The organism is Rhodococcus sp. NyZ502 (assembly GCF_041464245.1).
GTDB classification, from domain to species: domain Bacteria; phylum Actinomycetota; class Actinomycetes; order Mycobacteriales; family Mycobacteriaceae; genus Rhodococcus_F; species Rhodococcus_F qingshengii.
Window position 1 is genome coordinate 1,827,828 of sequence record NZ_CP167155.1, and the last position, 17,448, is coordinate 1,845,275.

Annotated in this window: 18 protein-coding genes; 15 read left to right on the top strand and 3 right to left on the bottom strand. The window is 64.2% G+C overall.

Features of this window, described 5'->3' with window-relative positions:
- The first annotated feature begins 146 nt into the window (after nucleotides 1-146).
- Genes ACBG85_RS08720 through ACBG85_RS08730 form a run of 3 tightly spaced genes read left to right on the top strand, consistent with a single transcriptional unit; the run spans nucleotide 147 to nucleotide 2,708 of the window.
- Complete coding sequence (locus tag ACBG85_RS08720; RefSeq protein WP_116058189.1) at nucleotides 147-1,241, top strand: LLM class flavin-dependent oxidoreductase; 1,095 nt, start codon at nucleotides 147-149, stop codon at nucleotides 1,239-1,241.
- Nucleotides 1,228-1,701 (top strand): MarR family winged helix-turn-helix transcriptional regulator, encoded by a 474-nt coding sequence (locus tag ACBG85_RS08725; protein WP_007728410.1) that lies wholly within the window; start codon nucleotides 1,228-1,230, stop codon nucleotides 1,699-1,701. The genes ACBG85_RS08720 and ACBG85_RS08725 overlap by 14 nt, the downstream gene beginning before the upstream one ends.
- Before the next feature lie 20 nt (nucleotides 1,702-1,721).
- The gene (locus tag ACBG85_RS08730; RefSeq protein ID WP_039972959.1) at nucleotides 1,722-2,708 is read left to right on the top strand and encodes a pirin family protein; all 987 of its coding nucleotides are present in this window, start codon (nucleotides 1,722-1,724) and stop codon (nucleotides 2,706-2,708) included.
- A gap of 40 nt (nucleotides 2,709-2,748) precedes the next feature.
- On the opposite strand, the gene ACBG85_RS08735 is transcribed toward ACBG85_RS08730, so the two are convergent.
- From ACBG85_RS08735 to ACBG85_RS08745, 3 genes are read right to left on the bottom strand one after another with little or no spacing between them, the layout of a single operon-like run.
- Nucleotides 2,749-3,276, bottom strand: coding sequence for a gamma carbonic anhydrase family protein (locus ACBG85_RS08735; RefSeq protein WP_063314747.1), 528 nt, complete (start codon nucleotides 3,274-3,276; stop codon nucleotides 2,749-2,751).
- A 44-nt stretch (nucleotides 3,277-3,320) separates the two neighbouring features.
- The gene (locus ACBG85_RS08740) at nucleotides 3,321-4,181 is read right to left on the bottom strand and encodes a DMT family transporter (protein ID WP_007728407.1); all 861 of its coding nucleotides are present in this window, start codon (nucleotides 4,179-4,181) and stop codon (nucleotides 3,321-3,323) included.
- Nucleotides 4,178-4,978 carry a crotonase/enoyl-CoA hydratase family protein gene (locus ACBG85_RS08745; RefSeq protein ID WP_047268912.1) on the bottom strand — a complete coding sequence of 267 codons (801 nt, stop codon included), beginning with the start codon at nucleotides 4,976-4,978 and terminating at the stop codon, nucleotides 4,178-4,180. The genes ACBG85_RS08740 and ACBG85_RS08745 overlap by 4 nt, the downstream gene beginning before the upstream one ends.
- Nucleotides 4,979-5,087: 109 nt before the next feature.
- Between ACBG85_RS08745 and ACBG85_RS08750 the strand changes: the two genes are divergently transcribed.
- The 12 genes from ACBG85_RS08750 (at nucleotide 5,088) to rpsG (ending at nucleotide 17,420) form a co-directional block, all read left to right on the top strand.
- Nucleotides 5,088-5,909 carry a TIGR03084 family metal-binding protein gene (locus tag ACBG85_RS08750; RefSeq protein WP_003941918.1) on the top strand — a complete coding sequence of 274 codons (822 nt, stop codon included), beginning with the start codon at nucleotides 5,088-5,090 and terminating at the stop codon, nucleotides 5,907-5,909.
- Nucleotides 5,906-7,627, top strand: coding sequence for an acyclic terpene utilization AtuA family protein (locus tag ACBG85_RS08755; RefSeq protein WP_047268913.1), 1,722 nt, complete (start codon nucleotides 5,906-5,908; stop codon nucleotides 7,625-7,627). The genes ACBG85_RS08750 and ACBG85_RS08755 overlap by 4 nt, the downstream gene beginning before the upstream one ends.
- Nucleotides 7,624-8,772: an acyl-CoA dehydrogenase family protein gene (locus ACBG85_RS08760; RefSeq protein ID WP_007728404.1), complete on the top strand. Its 1,149-nt coding sequence runs from the start codon at nucleotides 7,624-7,626 to the stop codon at nucleotides 8,770-8,772. The genes ACBG85_RS08755 and ACBG85_RS08760 overlap by 4 nt, the downstream gene beginning before the upstream one ends.
- Nucleotides 8,769-10,367 (top strand): acyl-CoA carboxylase subunit beta, encoded by a 1,599-nt coding sequence (locus tag ACBG85_RS08765; RefSeq protein WP_003941989.1) that lies wholly within the window; start codon nucleotides 8,769-8,771, stop codon nucleotides 10,365-10,367. The genes ACBG85_RS08760 and ACBG85_RS08765 overlap by 4 nt, the downstream gene beginning before the upstream one ends.
- 8 nt (nucleotides 10,368-10,375) lie before the next feature.
- Nucleotides 10,376-12,361 (top strand): biotin carboxylase N-terminal domain-containing protein, encoded by a 1,986-nt coding sequence (locus ACBG85_RS08770; RefSeq protein ID WP_047268947.1) that lies wholly within the window; start codon nucleotides 10,376-10,378, stop codon nucleotides 12,359-12,361.
- Nucleotides 12,361-13,521: an acyl-CoA dehydrogenase family protein gene (locus tag ACBG85_RS08775; RefSeq protein ID WP_003942033.1), complete on the top strand. Its 1,161-nt coding sequence runs from the start codon at nucleotides 12,361-12,363 to the stop codon at nucleotides 13,519-13,521. Before ACBG85_RS08770 ends, ACBG85_RS08775 begins: the two co-directional genes overlap by 1 nt.
- Nucleotides 13,522-13,534: 13 nt before the next feature.
- Nucleotides 13,535-14,320 carry an enoyl-CoA hydratase family protein gene (locus ACBG85_RS08780; RefSeq protein ID WP_047268915.1) on the top strand — a complete coding sequence of 262 codons (786 nt, stop codon included), beginning with the start codon at nucleotides 13,535-13,537 and terminating at the stop codon, nucleotides 14,318-14,320.
- Nucleotides 14,321-14,380: 60 nt separating this feature from the next.
- Nucleotides 14,381-14,992: a TetR/AcrR family transcriptional regulator gene (locus ACBG85_RS08785; RefSeq protein WP_003942008.1), complete on the top strand. Its 612-nt coding sequence runs from the start codon at nucleotides 14,381-14,383 to the stop codon at nucleotides 14,990-14,992.
- 83 nt (nucleotides 14,993-15,075) lie between these two features.
- Complete coding sequence (locus tag ACBG85_RS08790; protein WP_003941874.1) at nucleotides 15,076-15,624, top strand: DUF3558 domain-containing protein; 549 nt, start codon at nucleotides 15,076-15,078, stop codon at nucleotides 15,622-15,624.
- Nucleotides 15,621-16,166, top strand: coding sequence for a DUF3558 domain-containing protein (locus ACBG85_RS08795; protein ID WP_003942022.1), 546 nt, complete (start codon nucleotides 15,621-15,623; stop codon nucleotides 16,164-16,166). Before ACBG85_RS08790 ends, ACBG85_RS08795 begins: the two co-directional genes overlap by 4 nt.
- A 409-nt stretch (nucleotides 16,167-16,575) precedes the next feature.
- Nucleotides 16,576-16,950: a 30S ribosomal protein S12 gene (gene rpsL / locus ACBG85_RS08800; RefSeq protein WP_003941908.1), complete on the top strand. Its 375-nt coding sequence runs from the start codon at nucleotides 16,576-16,578 to the stop codon at nucleotides 16,948-16,950.
- Entirely contained in the window at nucleotides 16,950-17,420 is a 471-nt protein-coding gene (gene rpsG, locus ACBG85_RS08805; protein ID WP_003941856.1) for a 30S ribosomal protein S7, read from the top strand. Before rpsL ends, rpsG begins: the two co-directional genes overlap by 1 nt.
- Nucleotides 17,421-17,448: the final 28 nt, after the last annotated feature.

Below are 17,448 nucleotides of genomic sequence, written 5' to 3' on the forward strand. Positions count from 1 at the left end.
CGCTTTTCGGTAGATCGTTCGTCCAGGTGAGGGCGGCACACATCTTGTGTGCCGCCCTCACCTTTTTGCCGTGGAATACAGCTGGATGGTTGAATGTTTGATCAGTTACATGCAAACGCATGGATCTAGTTCGCGGAGGAGCAACCATGCAGTTCGGAATCTTCACGGTCGGTGACGTCACCACTGATCCCACGACGGGGGCGACCCCGACAGAGCACGAGCGCATCAAGGCCATGACGACCATCGCCAAGCACGCCGAGGAAGTCGGTCTCGACGTCTTCGCGACCGGCGAGCATCACAACAAGCCGTTCGTGCCGTCATCTCCGACCACGATGCTCGGATACATCGCGGCCCAGACCGAGAAGATCACGCTCTCCACGTCCACGACGCTGATCACCACCAACGACCCGGTGAAGATCGCCGAGGACTACGCGATGCTCCAGCACCTCGCCGAGGGGCGCGTCGACCTGATGATGGGTCGCGGAAACACCGCGCCTGTGTACCCGTGGTTCGGCAAGGACATTCGCGCCGGAATCCCGTTGGCGCTCGAGAACTATCAACTTCTTCGCCGGCTCTGGGACGAGGAGGTCGTGAACTGGCAAGGGGAGTACCGCACACCGCTGCAGGGATTCACGTCCACACCGCGCCCGCTGGACGGTATCGCTCCGTTCGTGTGGCACGGCTCGATCCGCAGCCCCGAGATCGCGGAGATCGCGGCGTATCACGGCGACGGATTCTTCGCGAACAACATCTTCTGGCCGAAAGAGCACTACATCGAGCTGATCAATCTTTACCGCCGGCGTTACGAGCACTACGGCCACGGGTCCGCGGATCAGGCGATCGTCGGCCTCGGCGGTCAGGTCTTCATGCGCAAGAACAGTCAGGACGCGGTCAAGGAATTCCGTCCGTATTTCGACAATGCCCCGGTGTACGGCCACGGGCCCTCACTCGAAGAGTTCACCGAGCAGACGCCGCTGACCGTCGGTTCCCCCGAGCAGGTCATCGAGAAGACGTTGGCGTTTGCCGATTTCTTCGGTGACTACCAGCGCCAGCTGTTCCTGATGGATCACGCCGGACTGCCGCTGAAGACGGTGCTCGAGCAGCTCGATCTGCTCGGTGAGGAAGTTGTTCCGGTTCTGCGCCGTGAGTTCGCGGCCAGGCGGCCAGCACATGTGCCGGACAACCCGCCCACTCACGCGTCGATGAAGGCGGCTCGTGAGGCAAGCAGTGTCACTGCCTGACGAGCAACCGCCTGAGGTTCCGGTCAGCACCACCGAACTCGCCACCGACGCCTGGGAAGCCTTGTTTCGCGCCCAGGTGTCGGTGATGCGGCGGCTCTCTGCCGATGACGTCTGGGATCAGGTGTCGATGCGCGAGTACGACGTGCTGTTCACGCTGAGTCTTGCGCCGAGTAGTTCCCTTCGCCTGCATGACCTGAATCGGGAGATATTGCTGAGCCAGCCTTCGCTCAGTCGCCTGGTGGAACGGTTGGAGGGCGAAGGTCTGGTAACGAGAAGTGTTGATCCACAGGATCGCCGCGGGACGATCGTGCAACTCACCGAAACGGGTGCAGCGCTGCAGAAATCAGTGGGTCGCCGTCATGCCGCGAGCATCCGCCGCCACGTCGGACCGGCCCTGGACGCTGATGAACTTCGACTGTTGGCCGAATTGTGCACGCGTCTGCGTCTCGCGCAGTCATGACTGGAGGCAGGATGGACGATATGAGCAACCTCGAAGCGCAGCCCGTCGAGCAGGAATGCGAAGGCCATCCGGCGGAGAGCGAGATTCAGATCCTCACCCCGCGCGACGTACCGCTCGGTGGCCCGCGGGCCATGCGAGTGCGACGCACCCTCCCGCAACGCGAGCGTTCGCTGATCGGGGGATGGTGTTTTGCAGATCATTACGGTCCGGATGACGTCGGCTCAGGACCGGGCATGCATGTGCCGCCGCATCCGCATACCGGTTTGCAGACGGTGAGTTGGCTGTTCACCGGAGAGATCGAGCACCGTGACAGCATCGGTTCCCATGCGATGGTACGGCCGGGTGAACTGAATCTGATGACGGCCGGGAGTGGGATCGCGCACTCCGAGGTGTCGACGCCGAATACGAAGGTTCTGCACGGGATGCAGTTGTGGGTGGCGCTGCCGGATGCGGCGCGCGATACCGCACCCGCGTTCGTTCACTATCGACCGGAGCCGGTGACCACCGATGGTGTCACGCTCAGTGTGTTCCTCGGTTCGCTCGCCGGTGAAACGTCTCCGGTGTCTACCTTCACCGAATTACTCGGTGCCGAGGTGATTCTCGATCCTGGGGCCGAGATCGCCCTCGATGTCGATCGTTCACATGAGCACGGCGTGATCGTCGATCAAGGATCGGTTGTTCTGCGTGGTACCACTGTCGGCTGGGCCGAGTTGGGTTATCAAGCACCGGGTTTCGGAAAACTGACTTTGCGCAATCCGGGATCCGAACCGGCTCGACTGCTACTTCTCGGCGGGAAACCGTTGGGCGAGCAGGTCATCATGTGGTGGAACTTCATGGGCCGTACACACGAAGAGATCGTCGAGTATCGACGCAAGTGGCAGGCCGAGCTTGCCTCCGGATTCGACGGCAGCGTCCCGGACCGGCGTTTCGGCGTCGTGCCGGGATACGACGGTCCGGCGCTCCCGGCACCCGAGTTGCCGAACAGTACGTTGCGGCCCCGAGGCTAGTCGTTGCTCTTGCTGCTACCGGCCGCGAGCGTCGTTTCGATCAGGCTTGTTCGATGTCCTGGTGAGCCTTCGCGAGCATGATGTAGCCGGCGCCGTTGGCGGTGATACCGGCCTTTTCGCCTTCGGAGAGTTCACGTTTGACTTTGGCGGGCACGCCGGCGACCAGTGATCCAGGCGGGATTTGCATCCCCTGAGACACGACGGCACCGGCTGCAATCAGTGACCCCGAGCCGATGTGTGCGCCGTTGAGCACCACGGCACCCATGCCGACGAGAACGTCGTCTTCGACGGTGCACCCGTGCAGCACTGCGTTGTGGCCGACCGAGATTCGTTCGCCCAGCACTGCGGGGAACGTCGGGTCGGCGTGCACGGTGCAGTTGTCCTGAATGTTGGTGTCAGCGCCGATGGAGATCGATTCTGCGTCGCCGCGGATAACCGCGCCGTACCAGATGCTGGCTCCCGCAGCGATGGTCACCGCGCCGATAACGGTGGCGTTGGGTGCGATGAACGCACTTTCGTCGATCTGCGGGGTGTTACCGAGAACGGTGGCGATGATCGGGTTGGTCATGGTTCTCCTGTGCGTTGGAATGACGTGCTCTGACGGTACCTGGACTACTTCGCTGTGGGTTTTCGATTCATGACGACTGTGCCGACGCCCGCGGCCACCACCAGTGCGATGGCCACGAGTGTGAACGCGTCGAGCGTTTGCCCGATCACGAGGACTCCGGCCAGTGCGGCCGCTGCGGGTTCGAGGGCGATGAGGACGGCAAAGACTTTCTTGGCTAGAGAGCGCAGCGCCCACATTTCCAAGCTGTACGGGATGACGGACGAGAGGACGGCGACGGCTGCGCCTGCGGCGAGCATCGTCGGATCCAGCAGTTCACTTCCGCCCGAGACGACGCCGAAGGGCAGCGTCAATACGGCCGCGACGATGCTTGCGCCTGCCAACCCGTCGGCGCTCGGGAGCGTCGCGGCCAGGTGGGAACCGGCCACGATGTATCCGGCCCACGCAGTAGCGGCGATCAACGCGAACATCACCCCGATCGGGTCCAAACCGGATTCGCCGTGATCGCCCAACCCGAGCAGCAACACTCCGCCGAAGGCGAGCAGCACCCATGCTCCGTCGGCCCACCGACGAGACAGAACTGCGGCCAGGGTGAGCGGTCCGAGGAACTCGATGGTGACGGCCGTTCCGATGGGCACCGTGTCGAGGGCGAGGTAGAAGGCGCCGTTCATCACGGCGAGGGCGATGCCCAGCGCGAAGATGCCTTTGCGCTGCCGGTTCGACCATCTGCTCCATCGCGGGCGGACGATGACGCCGAGGATGATCGCGGCGATCGTCAGCCGCAGCGTCGTGGCTCCGGCCGGCCCGATCTGCGAGAACAGTGTCGTCGCGAATGCCGCTCCGAACTGGAGCGACAGTATCGACGTGAGGACTGCTCCGACCGGCAGTAGCTGACTGCCGGCCTTCATTCTCCGGTGAACTCGGGACTTCGACGCTCGAGCATCGCGGCGACGGCTTCGTGGTGATCTCGGGTGTGGTGGGCGATCGACTGCATGGCGGCCGAGAGTTCGAGCAAGCTCTCGAGGCTCTGGTGCTGGCCCTCGCGGAGGAGCTTTTTGGTCATGCGGAGTACCTGCGGGGGATTGGCGGCTACTCGAGCTGCCAAAGCGTGCGCAGCGGAAAGCAATTCCTCGGGCTCGGTCACCTGCGAGACCAGACCCCAGTCGAGTGCCTTCGCAGCATCGATCGGTTCACCGGTGAACGCCATCTCGGCCGCGCGGGCGTTGCCGATCGCGCGGGGGAGCAGCCACGCTCCGCCGTCGCCGGGAATGAGTCCTACCTTGACGAAACTCTCGGCGAAGACTGCGGCGGTCGAGGCGATGCGGAGGTCGCACATGAGTGAGAGGTCGCAGCCCGCTCCGATGGCCGGGCCGTTGACCGCCGCGATGGTCGGCACCTCACACGTGTACAGCGCGAGCGGGATGCGTTGGATGCCGTGCCGGTAGCCCTGGCGGATCTCGCCGGGTGCGCCACCGAACATGCCCTCCTTGTCTCGCATGTGCTTGACGTTGCCGCCGGAGGAGAAGGCCGATCCGGCCCCCGTCAGAATGACCGTGCGCACACTCTGATCTCGGTTGACCGCGGTGACTGCGTCTTCGAGGGCCTCGATCATGTCGATCTCGGAGATCGCATTGCGGGTGTCCGGGCGATTGAGGGTCCACGTGACCACATCGCCGGTTCGCGAGATCAGTACGGCGTCGCTCATGGGTGCTCCTGGTTGTCGATGGCAGTTGAGCTCAGTCTCTCACCACAGGATTTCGCAATAACAATCATTCGTGCTTGATTTTTATGGATGTGAGTGTGATGCTGGTCGCATGGCCGAACTTCAGACGTTCATCGATGACTTGCGGGCCGAAGGCGAGAGCCTCGACGCCCTGGTTGCGGATCTGCCCGAGGAGAAGTGGGCGACAATGACGCCTGCGGAAGGGTGGACCATCGCACATCAGATCGGGCACCTGCACTGGACGGACAGTGCAGCGATCCTGGCGATCACCGACCCGGACGGGTTCGCGGAGCAGTTGAAGGCGGCGTTCGTGAACCCGGCAGGGTTTGTCGACGACGGTGCTGCCGAACAGGCGGCCCGCCAGCCGGCGGAGTTGCTCGCCGATTGGCGAGCGGGGCGCACCGCTCTCGTCGAGGCGCTCACCGCCGCCCCGGCCGGAACCAAGTTCCCCTGGTACGGCCCGCCCATGGGCGGTGTCTCCATGGCTACCGCGCGACTGATGGAGACGTGGGCGCACGGGCAGGACGTTGCCGACGCACTCGGCGTCGAACGCGCTCCGACGGCGCGCATCAAGAACATCGCTCACCTGGGTGTGCGGACGCGAAACTTCGCGTACTCGGTCAACGAGAAGACGCCGCCCGCCGACGATTTCCGGGTTGAGTTGACCGCGCCGGACGGGTCGCTCTGGACCTGGGGGCCGGAAGATGCGCCGCAGAAGGTCACCGGGCCGGCGTTGGACTTCTGCTTGCTGGTCACCCAGCGTGCCAATCGCGCCGATCTCGATCTGGTCGCCGTGGGTGCCGATGCGGACGAGTGGCTCGGGTTCGCGCAGGCCTTTGCCGGACCCAGCGGTGAGGGACGAGCCGCCGTCGGATCCAGCGGTGAGGGACGAGCATCGAAGGTGGGCAAATGAGTTCGGTACGGATTGGTAACTGCTCCGGGTTCTACGGCGACCGCGTCTCGGCGATGCGCGAGATGCTCGAGGGCGGCGAACTCGACTACCTGACCGGCGACTACCTGGCCGAACTGACGATGTTGATCCTCGGGCGGGATCGGATGAAGGACCCGTCGCTCGGCTACGCGAAGACGTTCCTGCGGCAGGTGGAGGACACGCTCGGCCTTGCGCTCGACAAGGGGGTGAAGATCGTCGCGAATGCAGGCGGTCTCAATCCCGCCGGACTGGCCGACGCGTTGCGCGAGGTCAACACCAAGCTGGGGTTGAACGCGAAGATCGCCCACGTCGAGGGCGACGATTTGATCTCTCGGGCAGACGAACTCGGACTCGGCTCCCCACTGACGGCCAATGCGTACCTCGGCGCCTGGGGCATCGTCGAAGCATTGTCGGCCGACGCCGATGTCGTGGTCACCGGACGGGTCACCGATGCGTCGGTGATCGTCGGTCCGGCCGCTCACCATTTCGGTTGGAAGCGAGATGATTTCGATCAGCTTGCCGGTGCTGTCGCGGCGGGCCACGTCATCGAGTGCGGAACCCAGGCCACCGGCGGCAACTACGCGTTCTTCACAGAGATTCCCAATCTGGGCCGGCCTGGCTTCCCGATCGCCGAGATCAACGCGGACGGAACCTCGGTCATCACCAAGCACGCCGGAACGGACGGCGAGGTGAGCGTCGGCACGGTGACGGCGCAGCTGCTGTACGAGATCACCGGTGGACGCTATGCAGGCCCGGACGTGACGACCCGCATCGACAACGCAGTGCTCACCCAGGAAGGCCCGGACCGGGTGTTGATCAGCGGCGTCACGGGCGAGGCTCCGCCGCCGCAGTACAAGGTCTCCCTGAACACGCTGGCCGGGTTCCGTAACGAGGCCACCTTCATCCTCACGGGTCTCGACATCGAGGCCAAGGCCGATCTGGCGAAGACTCAGCTCGAATCCTGGCTGACGAAGAAGCCCGCCGAACTGGTCTGGACTCTCGCTCGCACGGATCATCCGGATTCCGACACCGAGGAAACCGCGAGTGCGTTGCTGCGCTGCGTGGTTCGCGATTCCGACCCCAAGGTGATCGGTCGCCCTTTCTCCGCGGTTGCGGTGGAAATGGCACTTGCCAGCTACCCCGGCTTCTCGCTGACGGCTCCGCCGAGCAACGGCCAACCGTACGGAGTGTTCACCCCCGGCTACGTCGACGCGGGATCGGTGCCGCACGTGGCCGTACTGCCGGACGGCACGCGCGTGGACATCGCTCCGTCCACGTTGACGCAGGACCTCGAACCCGTCGGCGAACCGGAGCGTCCGGAGCCGTTGCCGCCACAGACGTCGCTTTCAGTACCACTCGGCACGATCGCCGGTGCCCGTAGCGGCGACAAGGGCGGAAATGCCAACGTCGGCGTCTGGGTTCGCACGGACGATCAGTGGAAGTGGTTGGCGCACACACTGACCGTCGAGATGCTCAAGGAACTGCTACCGGAAGCAGCAGACCTGAACGTCACTCGCTACCAGCTTCCGCACCTTCGTGCCGTCAACTTCGTGATCGAGGGAATTCTCGGTCAGGGTGTCGCCTCGCAGGCGCGGTTCGATCCGCAGGCCAAGGGAATTGGTGAATGGCTGCGTTCGCGCCACATCGACATCCCGATTTCGCTACTCCCCGTAACTGACGAGAAAGAGGATTCACGGTGACCGTGTGGACCACACCGGAAAGGCTTGCGCTTCGCGAGACCGTACGCGGATTCGTGAACCAGGAGATTCTGCCGCATCTGACGCAGTGGGAGCGAGACGGCGAGATTCCGCGCGAATTGCACCGCAAGGCAGGCGCTCTCGGACTCCTCGGGGCCAGCGCACCCGAATCGGCCGGTGGTGAGGGCGGCGACGCCGTCGACTCCATCGTGATCTGTGAGGAGATGCATCAGGCAGGTGCGTCGGGCGGGCTGTTCGCATCGCTCTTCACCTGCGGCATCGCGGTGCCGCACCTGATCGCGGCCGGCGACGAGGCGCAGATCGAGAAGTGGGTCAAGCCGACCCTGCGCGGCGACAAGATCGGCTCGCTCGCCATCACCGAGCCCGGCGGAGGCAGCGACGTCGGGCACCTGACAACTACAGCCAAGCGCGACGGCGATCATTACGTCGTGAACGGCGCCAAGACGTTCATCACCTCCGGCGTTCGAGCGGACTTCGTCGTTACAGCGGTGCGCACCGGTGGTCCCGGCGCGGGTGGTGTCTCACTGCTCGTGATCGAGAAGGGCACACCGGGATTCACCGTCTCGCGCAAACTCGAGAAGATGGGCTGGCGCGCATCCGATACCGCGGAACTCTCCTTTGTCGACGCCCGGGTTCCGGTGGAGAATCTGGTCGGTGCAGAGAACAGCGGCTTCGCGCAGATCGCCCAGGCATTTGTCTCCGAGCGGGTAGCGCTCGCCGCGCAGGCGTATGCCAGTGCAGAACGTTGCCTGGAGCTGACGCTCGAATGGTGCCGCGCCCGTGAGACTTTCGGTCGCCCCCTGATCAGTCGGCAGGCCGTCCAGAACACCGTCACCGAGATGGCCCGCAAGATCGACGTCGCCAAGGTGTACACGCACTCGGTGATCGAGCGGTACATGGCCGGTGACGGCGATCTGATCGCCGAGGTGTGCTTTGCGAAGAACACGGCAGTCGAGACGGGCGAATGGGTTGCGAACCAAGCTGTTCAGCTGTTCGGCGGCCTCGGATACATGCAGGAAAGCGAAGTGGAGAGGCAGTACCGGGACATGCGAATTCTGGGAATCGGTGGCGGAACCACCGAAATCCTCACCGGCCTCGCGGCCAAGCGATTGGGGTATCAGTCATGAGTGTCATCCGGTCAACACTGGACACCAATTCCGAGGTGTACAAGACCGCAACTTCGACCATGAACACCAAGCTCGCCGAGATCGAGGTCGAGCACGCCAAGGCGTTGGCGGGTGGCGGCGAGAAGTACACCGAGCGGCACCACAAGCGGGGAAAGCTCCTGGCACGCGAGCGGATCGAACTCCTGCTCGATCAGGATTCACCGTTCCTCGAACTGTGTCCCCTCGCTGCGTGGGGGAGTGACTTCCCGGTCGGCGCCAGCACCGTGGTCGGTATCGGCGTCGTCGAAGGTGTCGAATGCCTGATCGTCGCCAACGATCCCACCGTGCGCGGCGGCACCAGCAACCCGTGGACGCTGCGTAAGGGTTTCCGCGCCAACGACATCGCCATGCAGAACCGACTCCCGGTGATCTCCCTCGTAGAGTCCGGCGGCGCAGACTTGCCGACGCAGAAAGAGGTGTTCATCCCGGGCGGGCGTATGTTCCGTGACCTCACTCAGCTGTCCGCAGCCGGAATCCCCACCATTGCACTGGTCTTCGGTAACTCGACGGCCGGCGGTGCGTACATCCCGGGCATGTCCGACCACGTCGTGATGATCAAGGAACGCTCCAAGGTGTTCCTCGCAGGCCCGCCGCTGGTCAAGATGGCCACCGGTGAGGAATCCGACGACGAGGCACTCGGCGGCGCCGAAATGCACGCTCGCAAGTCCGGGTTGGCCGACTACTTCGCCGCCGACGAGCAGGACGCGATCCGCATCGGGCGCTCGATCGTCAAGCGGCTCAACTGGACCAAGAAGGGGCCGGCGCCGCGCGCGGAGATCATCGAACCGCTCGAGGATCCGGAAGAGTTGCTCGGCATCGTTCCGGCCGACCTGAAGATCCCGTTCGATCCGCGTGAGGTCATCGCCCGTATCGTCGACGGTTCCGACTTCGACGAGTTCAAGCCGCTCTACGGTTCCTCCCTCGTGACCGGGTGGGCCGAGCTCAACGGCTACCCGATCGGCATCCTGGCGAACGCACGTGGAGTGCTCTTCAGTGAGGAATCACAGAAGGCCACGCAGTTCATCCAGCTCGCCAATCGTTCCAACACGCCGTTGCTGTTCCTGCACAACACCACCGGCTACATGGTGGGTAAGGAATACGAGGAGGGCGGCATGATCAAGCACGGATCGATGATGATCAATGCGGTTGCCAACTCCAAAGTTCCGCACATCTCGATCCTGCTCGGAGCGTCGTACGGCGCCGGTCACTACGGCATGTGCGGACGGGCGTTCGATCCGCGATTCCTCTTTGCCTGGCCCAGTTCCAAGTCCGCCGTCATGGGCGGTGCGCAGCTCGCCGGCGTCATCTCCATCGTGGGACGCGCTGCTGCCGAGGCGCGCGGCCAGGTCTTCGACGAGCAGGCCGACGCCGGCATGCGCGCGATGATCGAGAACCAGATCGAGGCCGAGTCACTTCCGATGTTCCTGTCGGGTCGTCTGTACGACGACGGCGTCATCGATCCCCGAGACACCCGCACCGTGGTGGGAATGTGCCTGTCGGCCATCGCCACCGCCCCGATCGAAGGCACCGAGAACTTCGGCGTCTTCCGTATGTGAGGCACGCCGTGACAATCACTTCAGTACTGGTCGCCAATCGTGGCGAAATCGCCCGCCGTGTCTTTGCAACCTGCCGCAAGAACGGAATCGGCACGGTCGCGGTATTTTCCGACGCAGATGCCGACAGCCCGCACGTCGCCGAAGCCGATGCTTCGGTTCGCCTGCCGGGTAACACGCCTGCCGAGACCTACTTGCGGGGTGAGCTCGTCATCGCCGCCGCCAAGGCTTCGGGCGCCGACGCGATTCACCCCGGATACGGATTCCTCTCCGAGAACGCGGAGTTCGCGCGCAGCGTCATCGACGCGGGACTGACGTGGATCGGCCCGCCCGTCGAATCCATCGAGCTCATGGGGTCGAAGGTCGAGTCCAAGAAGATCATGGACGCCGCCGGAGTGCCGGTGCTCTCCGAACTCGATCCCGCCGCGGTGACCGAGGCTCATCTGCCGGTGCTGATCAAGGCGTCGGCGGGCGGCGGCGGACGCGGAATGCGTGTCGTTCGTGAATTGTCGGCGCTGGACGGCGAACTGGAAGCGGCGCGGCGTGAGGCGCAGTCCGCTTTCGGCGACCCGACAGTCTTCTGTGAGCGGTACCTCGAGACCGGTCGGCACATCGAGGTTCAGGTCATGGCCGACCGCCACGGTGCGGTGTGGGCGGTGGGGGAGCGCGAGTGCTCGATCCAGCGTCGGCATCAGAAGGTGGTCGAAGAGGCACCGTCGCCGCTCGTGCAACGCATCCCCGCCATGCGCGACAAGCTGTTCGACGCCTCGCGGCTCGCCGCCAACGCCATCGGTTACGAGGGCGCAGGAACCGTTGAATTCCTGGCTGACGAAAAAGGCGACTTCTTCTTCCTGGAAATGAACACGCGTTTGCAGGTGGAGCATCCGGTCACCGAGTGCACCACTGGACTCGATCTGGTGGAACTCCAATTGCAGGTCGCTTCAGGTGAAGCACTTCCGGACGAACAGCCGGAGATCCGGGGGCATTCGATCGAAGTGCGCCTGTACGCCGAGGACCCCGCCAAGAACTGGCAGCCGCAGAGCGGAACCGTCCACCACATCGAGTTGCCCGGTGACCCGCAAGAATTCAGTGTTCTGCGTGAGCAGGGCGTTCGCCTCGACTCCGGCGTCGTCGACGGCAGTGTTGTCGGCGTCCACTACGACCCGATGTTGGCCAAGGTCATCTCGTACGCGCCGACGCGGACCGCAGCTGCCCGGCTGCTCGCATCGACGCTGGCGCGCACCAGGATTCACGGCCTGCGCACCAACCGCGACCTGCTCGTCAACGTCCTGGCCCACCCCGCCTTCATTGCCGGAGACACCGACACTGCCTTCTTCGAGACTCACGACCTCGAGAAGCTGTCTACGCCCTTGGCCGATACCGCCGCCGAAAAACTCTCGGCGCTGGCGGCGGCACTTGCCGATGCCGCGCACAACCGGGCGTCGGCCCGCGTCATCGGCCGCTTGCCCAGCGGGTGGCGCAACCTCCCGTCGCAGCCGCAGAGCAAGAGCTATTCCACTGCGTCGGGCGACTACGACGTCCGCTACTCCCTGAGCCGAAGCGGCGTGCTGAGTGCAGAAGGCTTTGACGACGTGCGCCTGGTGTCGGCAACTGCGACCCGGGTAGTGCTCGAGCAGAGCGGAGTACAGCGCTCGTTCGACGTTGCGGCCTACGGGAGTGAGATTTTTGTCGACTCCTCGCTCGGACCCGTCGCGTTGACGGCAGCACCGCGCTTCGTGGATCCGTCGGCAGAAGTCGCCGCCGGTTCGTTGCTCGCTCCGATGCCGGGATCGGTCATCCGCCTCGGTGCCGCACTCGGTGACACCGTCACCGCCGGCCAGCCGATTCTGTGGCTGGAGGCCATGAAGATGGAACACACCGTCACCGCGCCGACTGCCGGTGTCCTGGTGGAACTTCCGGTCGCCGTCGGCCAGCAGGTCGAGGTCGGATCGGTACTCGCACGTGTGGAAGAACCCGCTACAGAAGAGGAAGCATGATGAGTTTCATCGAGACCGAAGAGCAGAAGGAACTGCGGGCATCCGTTTCCAAACTGGGTGAGCGCTTCAACTACGTCGACTACGTGCTGCCCAAGGCGCGAAAGGGGGAGCCGCTCACCGAATTGTGGAACGAGGCGGGCAAACTCGGATTCCTGGGCGTCAACCTGCCGGAGGAATACGGCGGCGGCGGTGCAGGCATCTACGAACTCGCGCTGGTGCAGGAGGAATTGGCGGCGCAGGGTGCCGGTCTGCTCCTGGTTGTCGTATCCCCGGCCATCTGCGGCACCATCATCGGCAAGTACGGCACGGCGGAGCAGAAGCAGCAGTGGCTACCCAGCCTCGCCGACGGCTCCAAGATCATGGCGTTCGGAATCACCGAGGCCGACGCTGGTTCCAACTCTCATCAGATCACCACGACGGCACGCAGGGATGGAGACGACTGGATCCTGAGCGGCAACAAGATCTACATCTCGGGTGTCGATCAGGCTGACGCGGTCCTCGTCGTTGCGCGCACCGAGGACTCCAAGACGGGCAAGCTCAAGCCCGCTCTGTTCATCGTCCCCACGGATTCTCCCGGATTCGTGAAGACGCAGATGGAGATGGACATCATCGAACCGGACCACCAGTTCATCCTCTTCCTCGACGACGTCCGTCTGCCGGCCGACGCTCTGGTCGGCGAAGCCGATGCCGCCCTGATGCAGTTGTTCGCCGGCCTCAACCCCGAGCGCATCCTGGGTGCGTCGATGGCCATCGGCATGGGCCGTTACGCCCTGAACGCCGCAGTGAAGTTCGCCAACGAGCGCACGGTGTGGAAGACGCCGATCGGTGCGCACCAAGGTATTTCGCATCCACTCGCGCAGGTGAAGATCGAACTCGAGCTCGCCAAGCTGATGATGCAGAAGGCCGCGGTGCTCTACGACAGCGGTGACGATTTCGGTGCTGCCGAAGCCGCGAACATGGCAAAGTACGCCGCCGCCGAAGCCAGCATCAAGGCGCTCGATCAGGCGATCCAGACGCATGGCGGCGCAGGACTGACGAAGGAATACGGACTGGCCGCCATGCTCGGTGCGGCTCGTATCGCCCGTGTCGCGCCGGTGAGCCGCGAGATGATCCTCAACTTCGTCTCACAGCATTCCCTCGGTCTGCCACGGTCCTACTAGGAAGAGGCGACTCATGACGGATCAGGACAAGCCATACGTACGGTACGAAGTATCGGGCGGTGCTGCCACGATCACTCTCGACTCACCCCACAACCGCAACGCGATTTCGACGCGGTTGGTCACGGAGTTGCAGGCTGGGTTGACGGCGGCTGCCGCCGATCCGGCAGTTCGAGCGGTGGTACTCACCCACACCGGTGGAACATTCTGTGCGGGAGCCGATCTCAGTGAGGCCTCCGGTTCGTCCGCATCACCGGAGGACGCCGTCAAGGAGCGAGGACGGGGGATGCTGACACTCTTGCGCAGCATTCTCGAGCTTCCCAAGCCGGTGATCGGGCGGATCGACGGTCACGTCCGGGCCGGAGGCATGGGTCTTGTCGGGGCGTGCGACATCGTCGTCGCCGGACCGGCGAGCACCTTCGCGGTGACGGAATCACGGTTGGGTTTGGCAGCGTCCATCATCTCGCTCACGGTCCTGCCGAGGCTCGACCAGCGATCTGCGAGCCGCTATCTGCTCACCGGAGAGAAGTTCGGCCAGCACGAGGCCGAATCCATCGGACTCGTCACCGCCGCGTCGCAGGACACGGGGGAGTCGATCACCGAACTGCTCGGCACCTTGCGCCAATGTTCACCGCAGGGACTTGCCGAATCGAAGTGGATCACGACGCGTTCGGTCCTGGCTGGATTCGACCGGGACGGCGAGGAGATGATCGCGCAGTCGGCTCGGCTGTTTTCCTCCGACGAGGCTCGTGAGGGCATGATGTCCTTCTTGCAGAAGCGTCCAGCGGCCTGGGCGCAGTAGAAACTGCGCAGCTGGGACACAGAAGCGCTGGAACACAGAAGTAGAAGGGATGGCGGCGCGATGACTCGAGAGCCCAAGCAGGACCGAAGTCGAGTCACGCGCTCCCACCTGCTCGAAGTGACTGTGGAGTGTCTCGCCGAACTCGGGTGGAGCGCAACGACGATGAGCGTCGTCGCGCAGCGTGCCGGGGTGTCCAGAGGCGCGATGCAGCATCACTTCCCGACCCGCGAGGACCTCATCACCGCGGCGCTCGAGGTGATGTTCGACGCCCGGATGGATCAGGCACGAAAGGAATCGACCGACCTTCCGGTGGGTGCCGGACGAACCGAGGCGATCATTTCGCGGTTGGTGGAGTACTACACCGGGACTCTGTTCAAAGCAGCACTGCAGGTGTGGACGGCCGCTGCCTCCGACCCCGACCTGCGTGCCCGCGTACTGCCCCTCGAGGAACGATTCGGGCGCATCGCGCACCGCATGGCCGTCGAGAGTCTGGGTGTCGACGACTCCGACCCGGTGACGCACCGCTTGGTACAGGCGACCCTGGACCTGGCCCGCGGGCTGGGGCTGGCTGATGTCTTGACAGACGACTCGCGCCGACGCACCGAGGTGGTCAAACAGTGGGCGGCGCAATTGGATTCCACACTTGTTCGGGTACCGGTGGCAACTCCCTGAATCGGTAGCGGCGGGGCCGGCGCCGGTGCTCTCGACGCGCACGTGGCGTGTGTCGGGGGCCACCGAGAAGTACAGTCGGCTCCATGGCCGCACGCACTCTCACTTCGATCGGGACTTCGGTATTGGTCTCGGCTGCCGTGCTCTCGGCCGTGGTCGGCTGCAGCTCCGGCGACGGGTCCGTCGATCAGCCGGGCGACGGTGCGGGTTCGCAGGCACTCGCACCTACGGATCCGGGCCCGATGTTCGCCGAATGCGGCTCGGTGACCGACGAGGAAGTTGTCAACGCCTTCAATCTCGGCGCTTTTGCGACGACGACGCGCAACGGCGTCGGGTGCCAGTGGGAAGTCGCCGGTTCGAACGGTCCGAGCGTCAGTTTCTCCTGGTACCGCGGTAGCCCGATCGGCCGCGAACGGGCCGGGTCCGACCTGCTCGGACGTCCTGCCGACGACATCACGATCGGTGGACACCAGGGCTTCATCGCGTCCACCGCAGGTTCGTTGTGCGAGTTGGGTATCGCGTTCGGCGGAGACTTCGTGCACTGGTCGATCACCTACGGTTTGCTGCCACCGACCGCGGATCCATGCACGGTGGCGCGGGATCTGATGGAAAAAACAGTTTCGAGGGCACAGTGAAGTTCGAGGGCGCCGTGAAGCGCATAAGGATCGGACTCGCCTTGGCGGGGTCGCTGGTTCTGCTGACAGGCTGCGGCTCGGTGGTCACCGGGACTCCTCGTGCGGAGGGCAGCTACGGCGGTAGTGACAGCCAGGAATTCGCGAACGTCCTCCAAGAATGCGAAGCCGTCACCGACGAGCAGATCGCCGGCGCAGTGGGTGCCGACGCCGTCGGGCGTGGGTTCTTCGGCGCTATCTGCCGTTGGGACGGCATCGGAGCCGCGGGTCCGATCAAGATCACCTTCAACTGGTTCGAGACGGGCACCCTCGATCACGAGCGCGCTGCATTCGAGCACCTGGGATACGTGGTGGCGAAAATCGACATCAACGGCAGTGGCGGGTACCAGGTTCGCCAGCCGGCCGATCCGCAGAGCTGCGGGGTGAGCGCGAGCGCACCGGCCGGGGGAGTGTTCGGTTGGTGGGTCACCGAGCCGCAAGGCGGCGCGGATCCGTGCGAGGCTGCGGCAAAGCTCGGCGCGTTGACGTTGAACCGCAGCATCTGATCGCGACCGGTCCGGCTGCGTGGTCTGAGTGTGCAGCCAGAGTGTCTGGTCAGAGCGTGAGGTCACTATCACCGTGGCCTCGCTTTGACCTCGTGGCGCGCCGACAGGTATCGTTATGGGTCGTGTCCGGCATGCCCGGGCCGATCTGTGTGCCTAGCTAGGTATTGCCGTGCGCGCGTTCGAGCAGAAACTGCTGATGAACGAGCATCCGGCTGCCTGTGTGGGGGTATGCGACACGCCCGACCTCGGGGGCAGTGCGCGGCATGAAAGTGCTGAGTACAGACTCTGAGGTGGGTGAGGAGCAGCAGCTCTCTTGCTCCAACTGCTAGATCCCTAATTTCAGAACAGCCACGTTTTCGAACGGCCCGAGTTCGCTCGAGCAGTCTGTTCGTCACAAGAAAGCCGGTAAATGCCAACCATCAACCAGCTGGTCCGCAAGGGTCGCCGCGACAAGACCGCCAAGGTCAAGACGGCAGCCCTCAAGGGCAGCCCGCAGCGTCGTGGCGTGTGCACTCGCGTGTACACCACCACCCCCAAGAAGCCGAACTCCGCGCTCCGTAAGGTCGCACGTGTTCGCCTCACGACTTCGGTCGAGGTCACCGCGTACATCCCCGGTGAAGGTCACAACCTTCAGGAGCACTCCATGGTGCTCGTCCGTGGCGGTCGTGTGAAGGACCTCCCGGGTGTCCGTTACAAGATCATCCGCGGCTCCCTCGACACCCAGGGTGTCAAGGGTCGCAAGCAGGCACGCAGCCGCTACGGCGCCAAGAAGGAGAAGAGCTAATGCCACGTAAGGGCCCCGCTCCGAAGCGCCCGCTCATCAACGACCCGGTTTACGGTTCCCCGTTGGTGACGCAGCTCGTCAACAAGATCCTGCTGGACGGCAAGAAGTCCACCGCAGAGCGAATCGTGTACCAGGCTCTCGAGCAGGCACGCGAGAAGACCGGCACCGATCCGGTCGTCACCCTCAAGCGCGCCCTGGACAACGTCAAGCCTGCACTCGAGGTTCGTAGCCGCCGCGTCGGTGGCGCTACCTACCAGGTGCCGGTCGAGGTTCGCCCCGGTCGTTCCACCACGCTGGCACTGCGCTGGCTGGTCACCTTCTCGCGTGCACGTCGTGAGAAGACCATGGTCGAGCGTCTCGCCAACGAGCTCCTCGATGCCAGCAATGGCCTCGGTGCAGCTGTGAAGCGTCGCGAAGACACTCACAAGATGGCCGAAGCCAACAAGGCATTCGCCCACTACCGCTGGTGATGTAAAGCGTCGGAGCAACTGCCATCGG

Bases quoted from the DNA above. Each gene is read 5' to 3' on its own strand.
- ACBG85_RS08755 (WP_047268913.1), top strand. From the start codon at position 5,906: ATGAGTTCGGTACGGATTGGTAACTGCTCCGGGTTCTACGGCGACCGC.
- ACBG85_RS08765 (WP_003941989.1), top strand. From the start codon at position 8,769: ATGAGTGTCATCCGGTCAACACTGGACACCAATTCCGAGGTGTACAAG.
- ACBG85_RS08775 (WP_003942033.1), top strand. From the start codon at position 12,361: ATGAGTTTCATCGAGACCGAAGAGCAGAAGGAACTGCGGGCATCCGTT.
- rpsL (WP_003941908.1), top strand. From the start codon at position 16,576: ATGCCAACCATCAACCAGCTGGTCCGCAAGGGTCGCCGCGACAAGACC.
- ACBG85_RS08750 (WP_003941918.1), top strand. From the start codon at position 5,088: ATGGCCGAACTTCAGACGTTCATCGATGACTTGCGGGCCGAAGGCGAG.
- ACBG85_RS08740 (WP_007728407.1), bottom strand. From the start codon at position 4,181: ATGAAGGCCGGCAGTCAGCTACTGCCGGTCGGAGCAGTCCTCACGTCG.
- ACBG85_RS08730 (WP_039972959.1), top strand. From the start codon at position 1,722: ATGAGCAACCTCGAAGCGCAGCCCGTCGAGCAGGAATGCGAAGGCCAT.
- ACBG85_RS08790 (WP_003941874.1), top strand. From the start codon at position 15,076: ATGGCCGCACGCACTCTCACTTCGATCGGGACTTCGGTATTGGTCTCG.
- ACBG85_RS08780 (WP_047268915.1), top strand. From the start codon at position 13,535: ATGACGGATCAGGACAAGCCATACGTACGGTACGAAGTATCGGGCGGT.
- ACBG85_RS08720 (WP_116058189.1), top strand. From the start codon at position 147: ATGCAGTTCGGAATCTTCACGGTCGGTGACGTCACCACTGATCCCACG.
- ACBG85_RS08735 (WP_063314747.1), bottom strand. From the start codon at position 3,276: ATGACCAACCCGATCATCGCCACCGTTCTCGGTAACACCCCGCAGATC.
- ACBG85_RS08785 (WP_003942008.1), top strand. From the start codon at position 14,381: ATGACTCGAGAGCCCAAGCAGGACCGAAGTCGAGTCACGCGCTCCCAC.
- ACBG85_RS08745 (WP_047268912.1), bottom strand. From the start codon at position 4,978: ATGAGCGACGCCGTACTGATCTCGCGAACCGGCGATGTGGTCACGTGG.
- rpsG (WP_003941856.1), top strand. From the start codon at position 16,950: ATGCCACGTAAGGGCCCCGCTCCGAAGCGCCCGCTCATCAACGACCCG.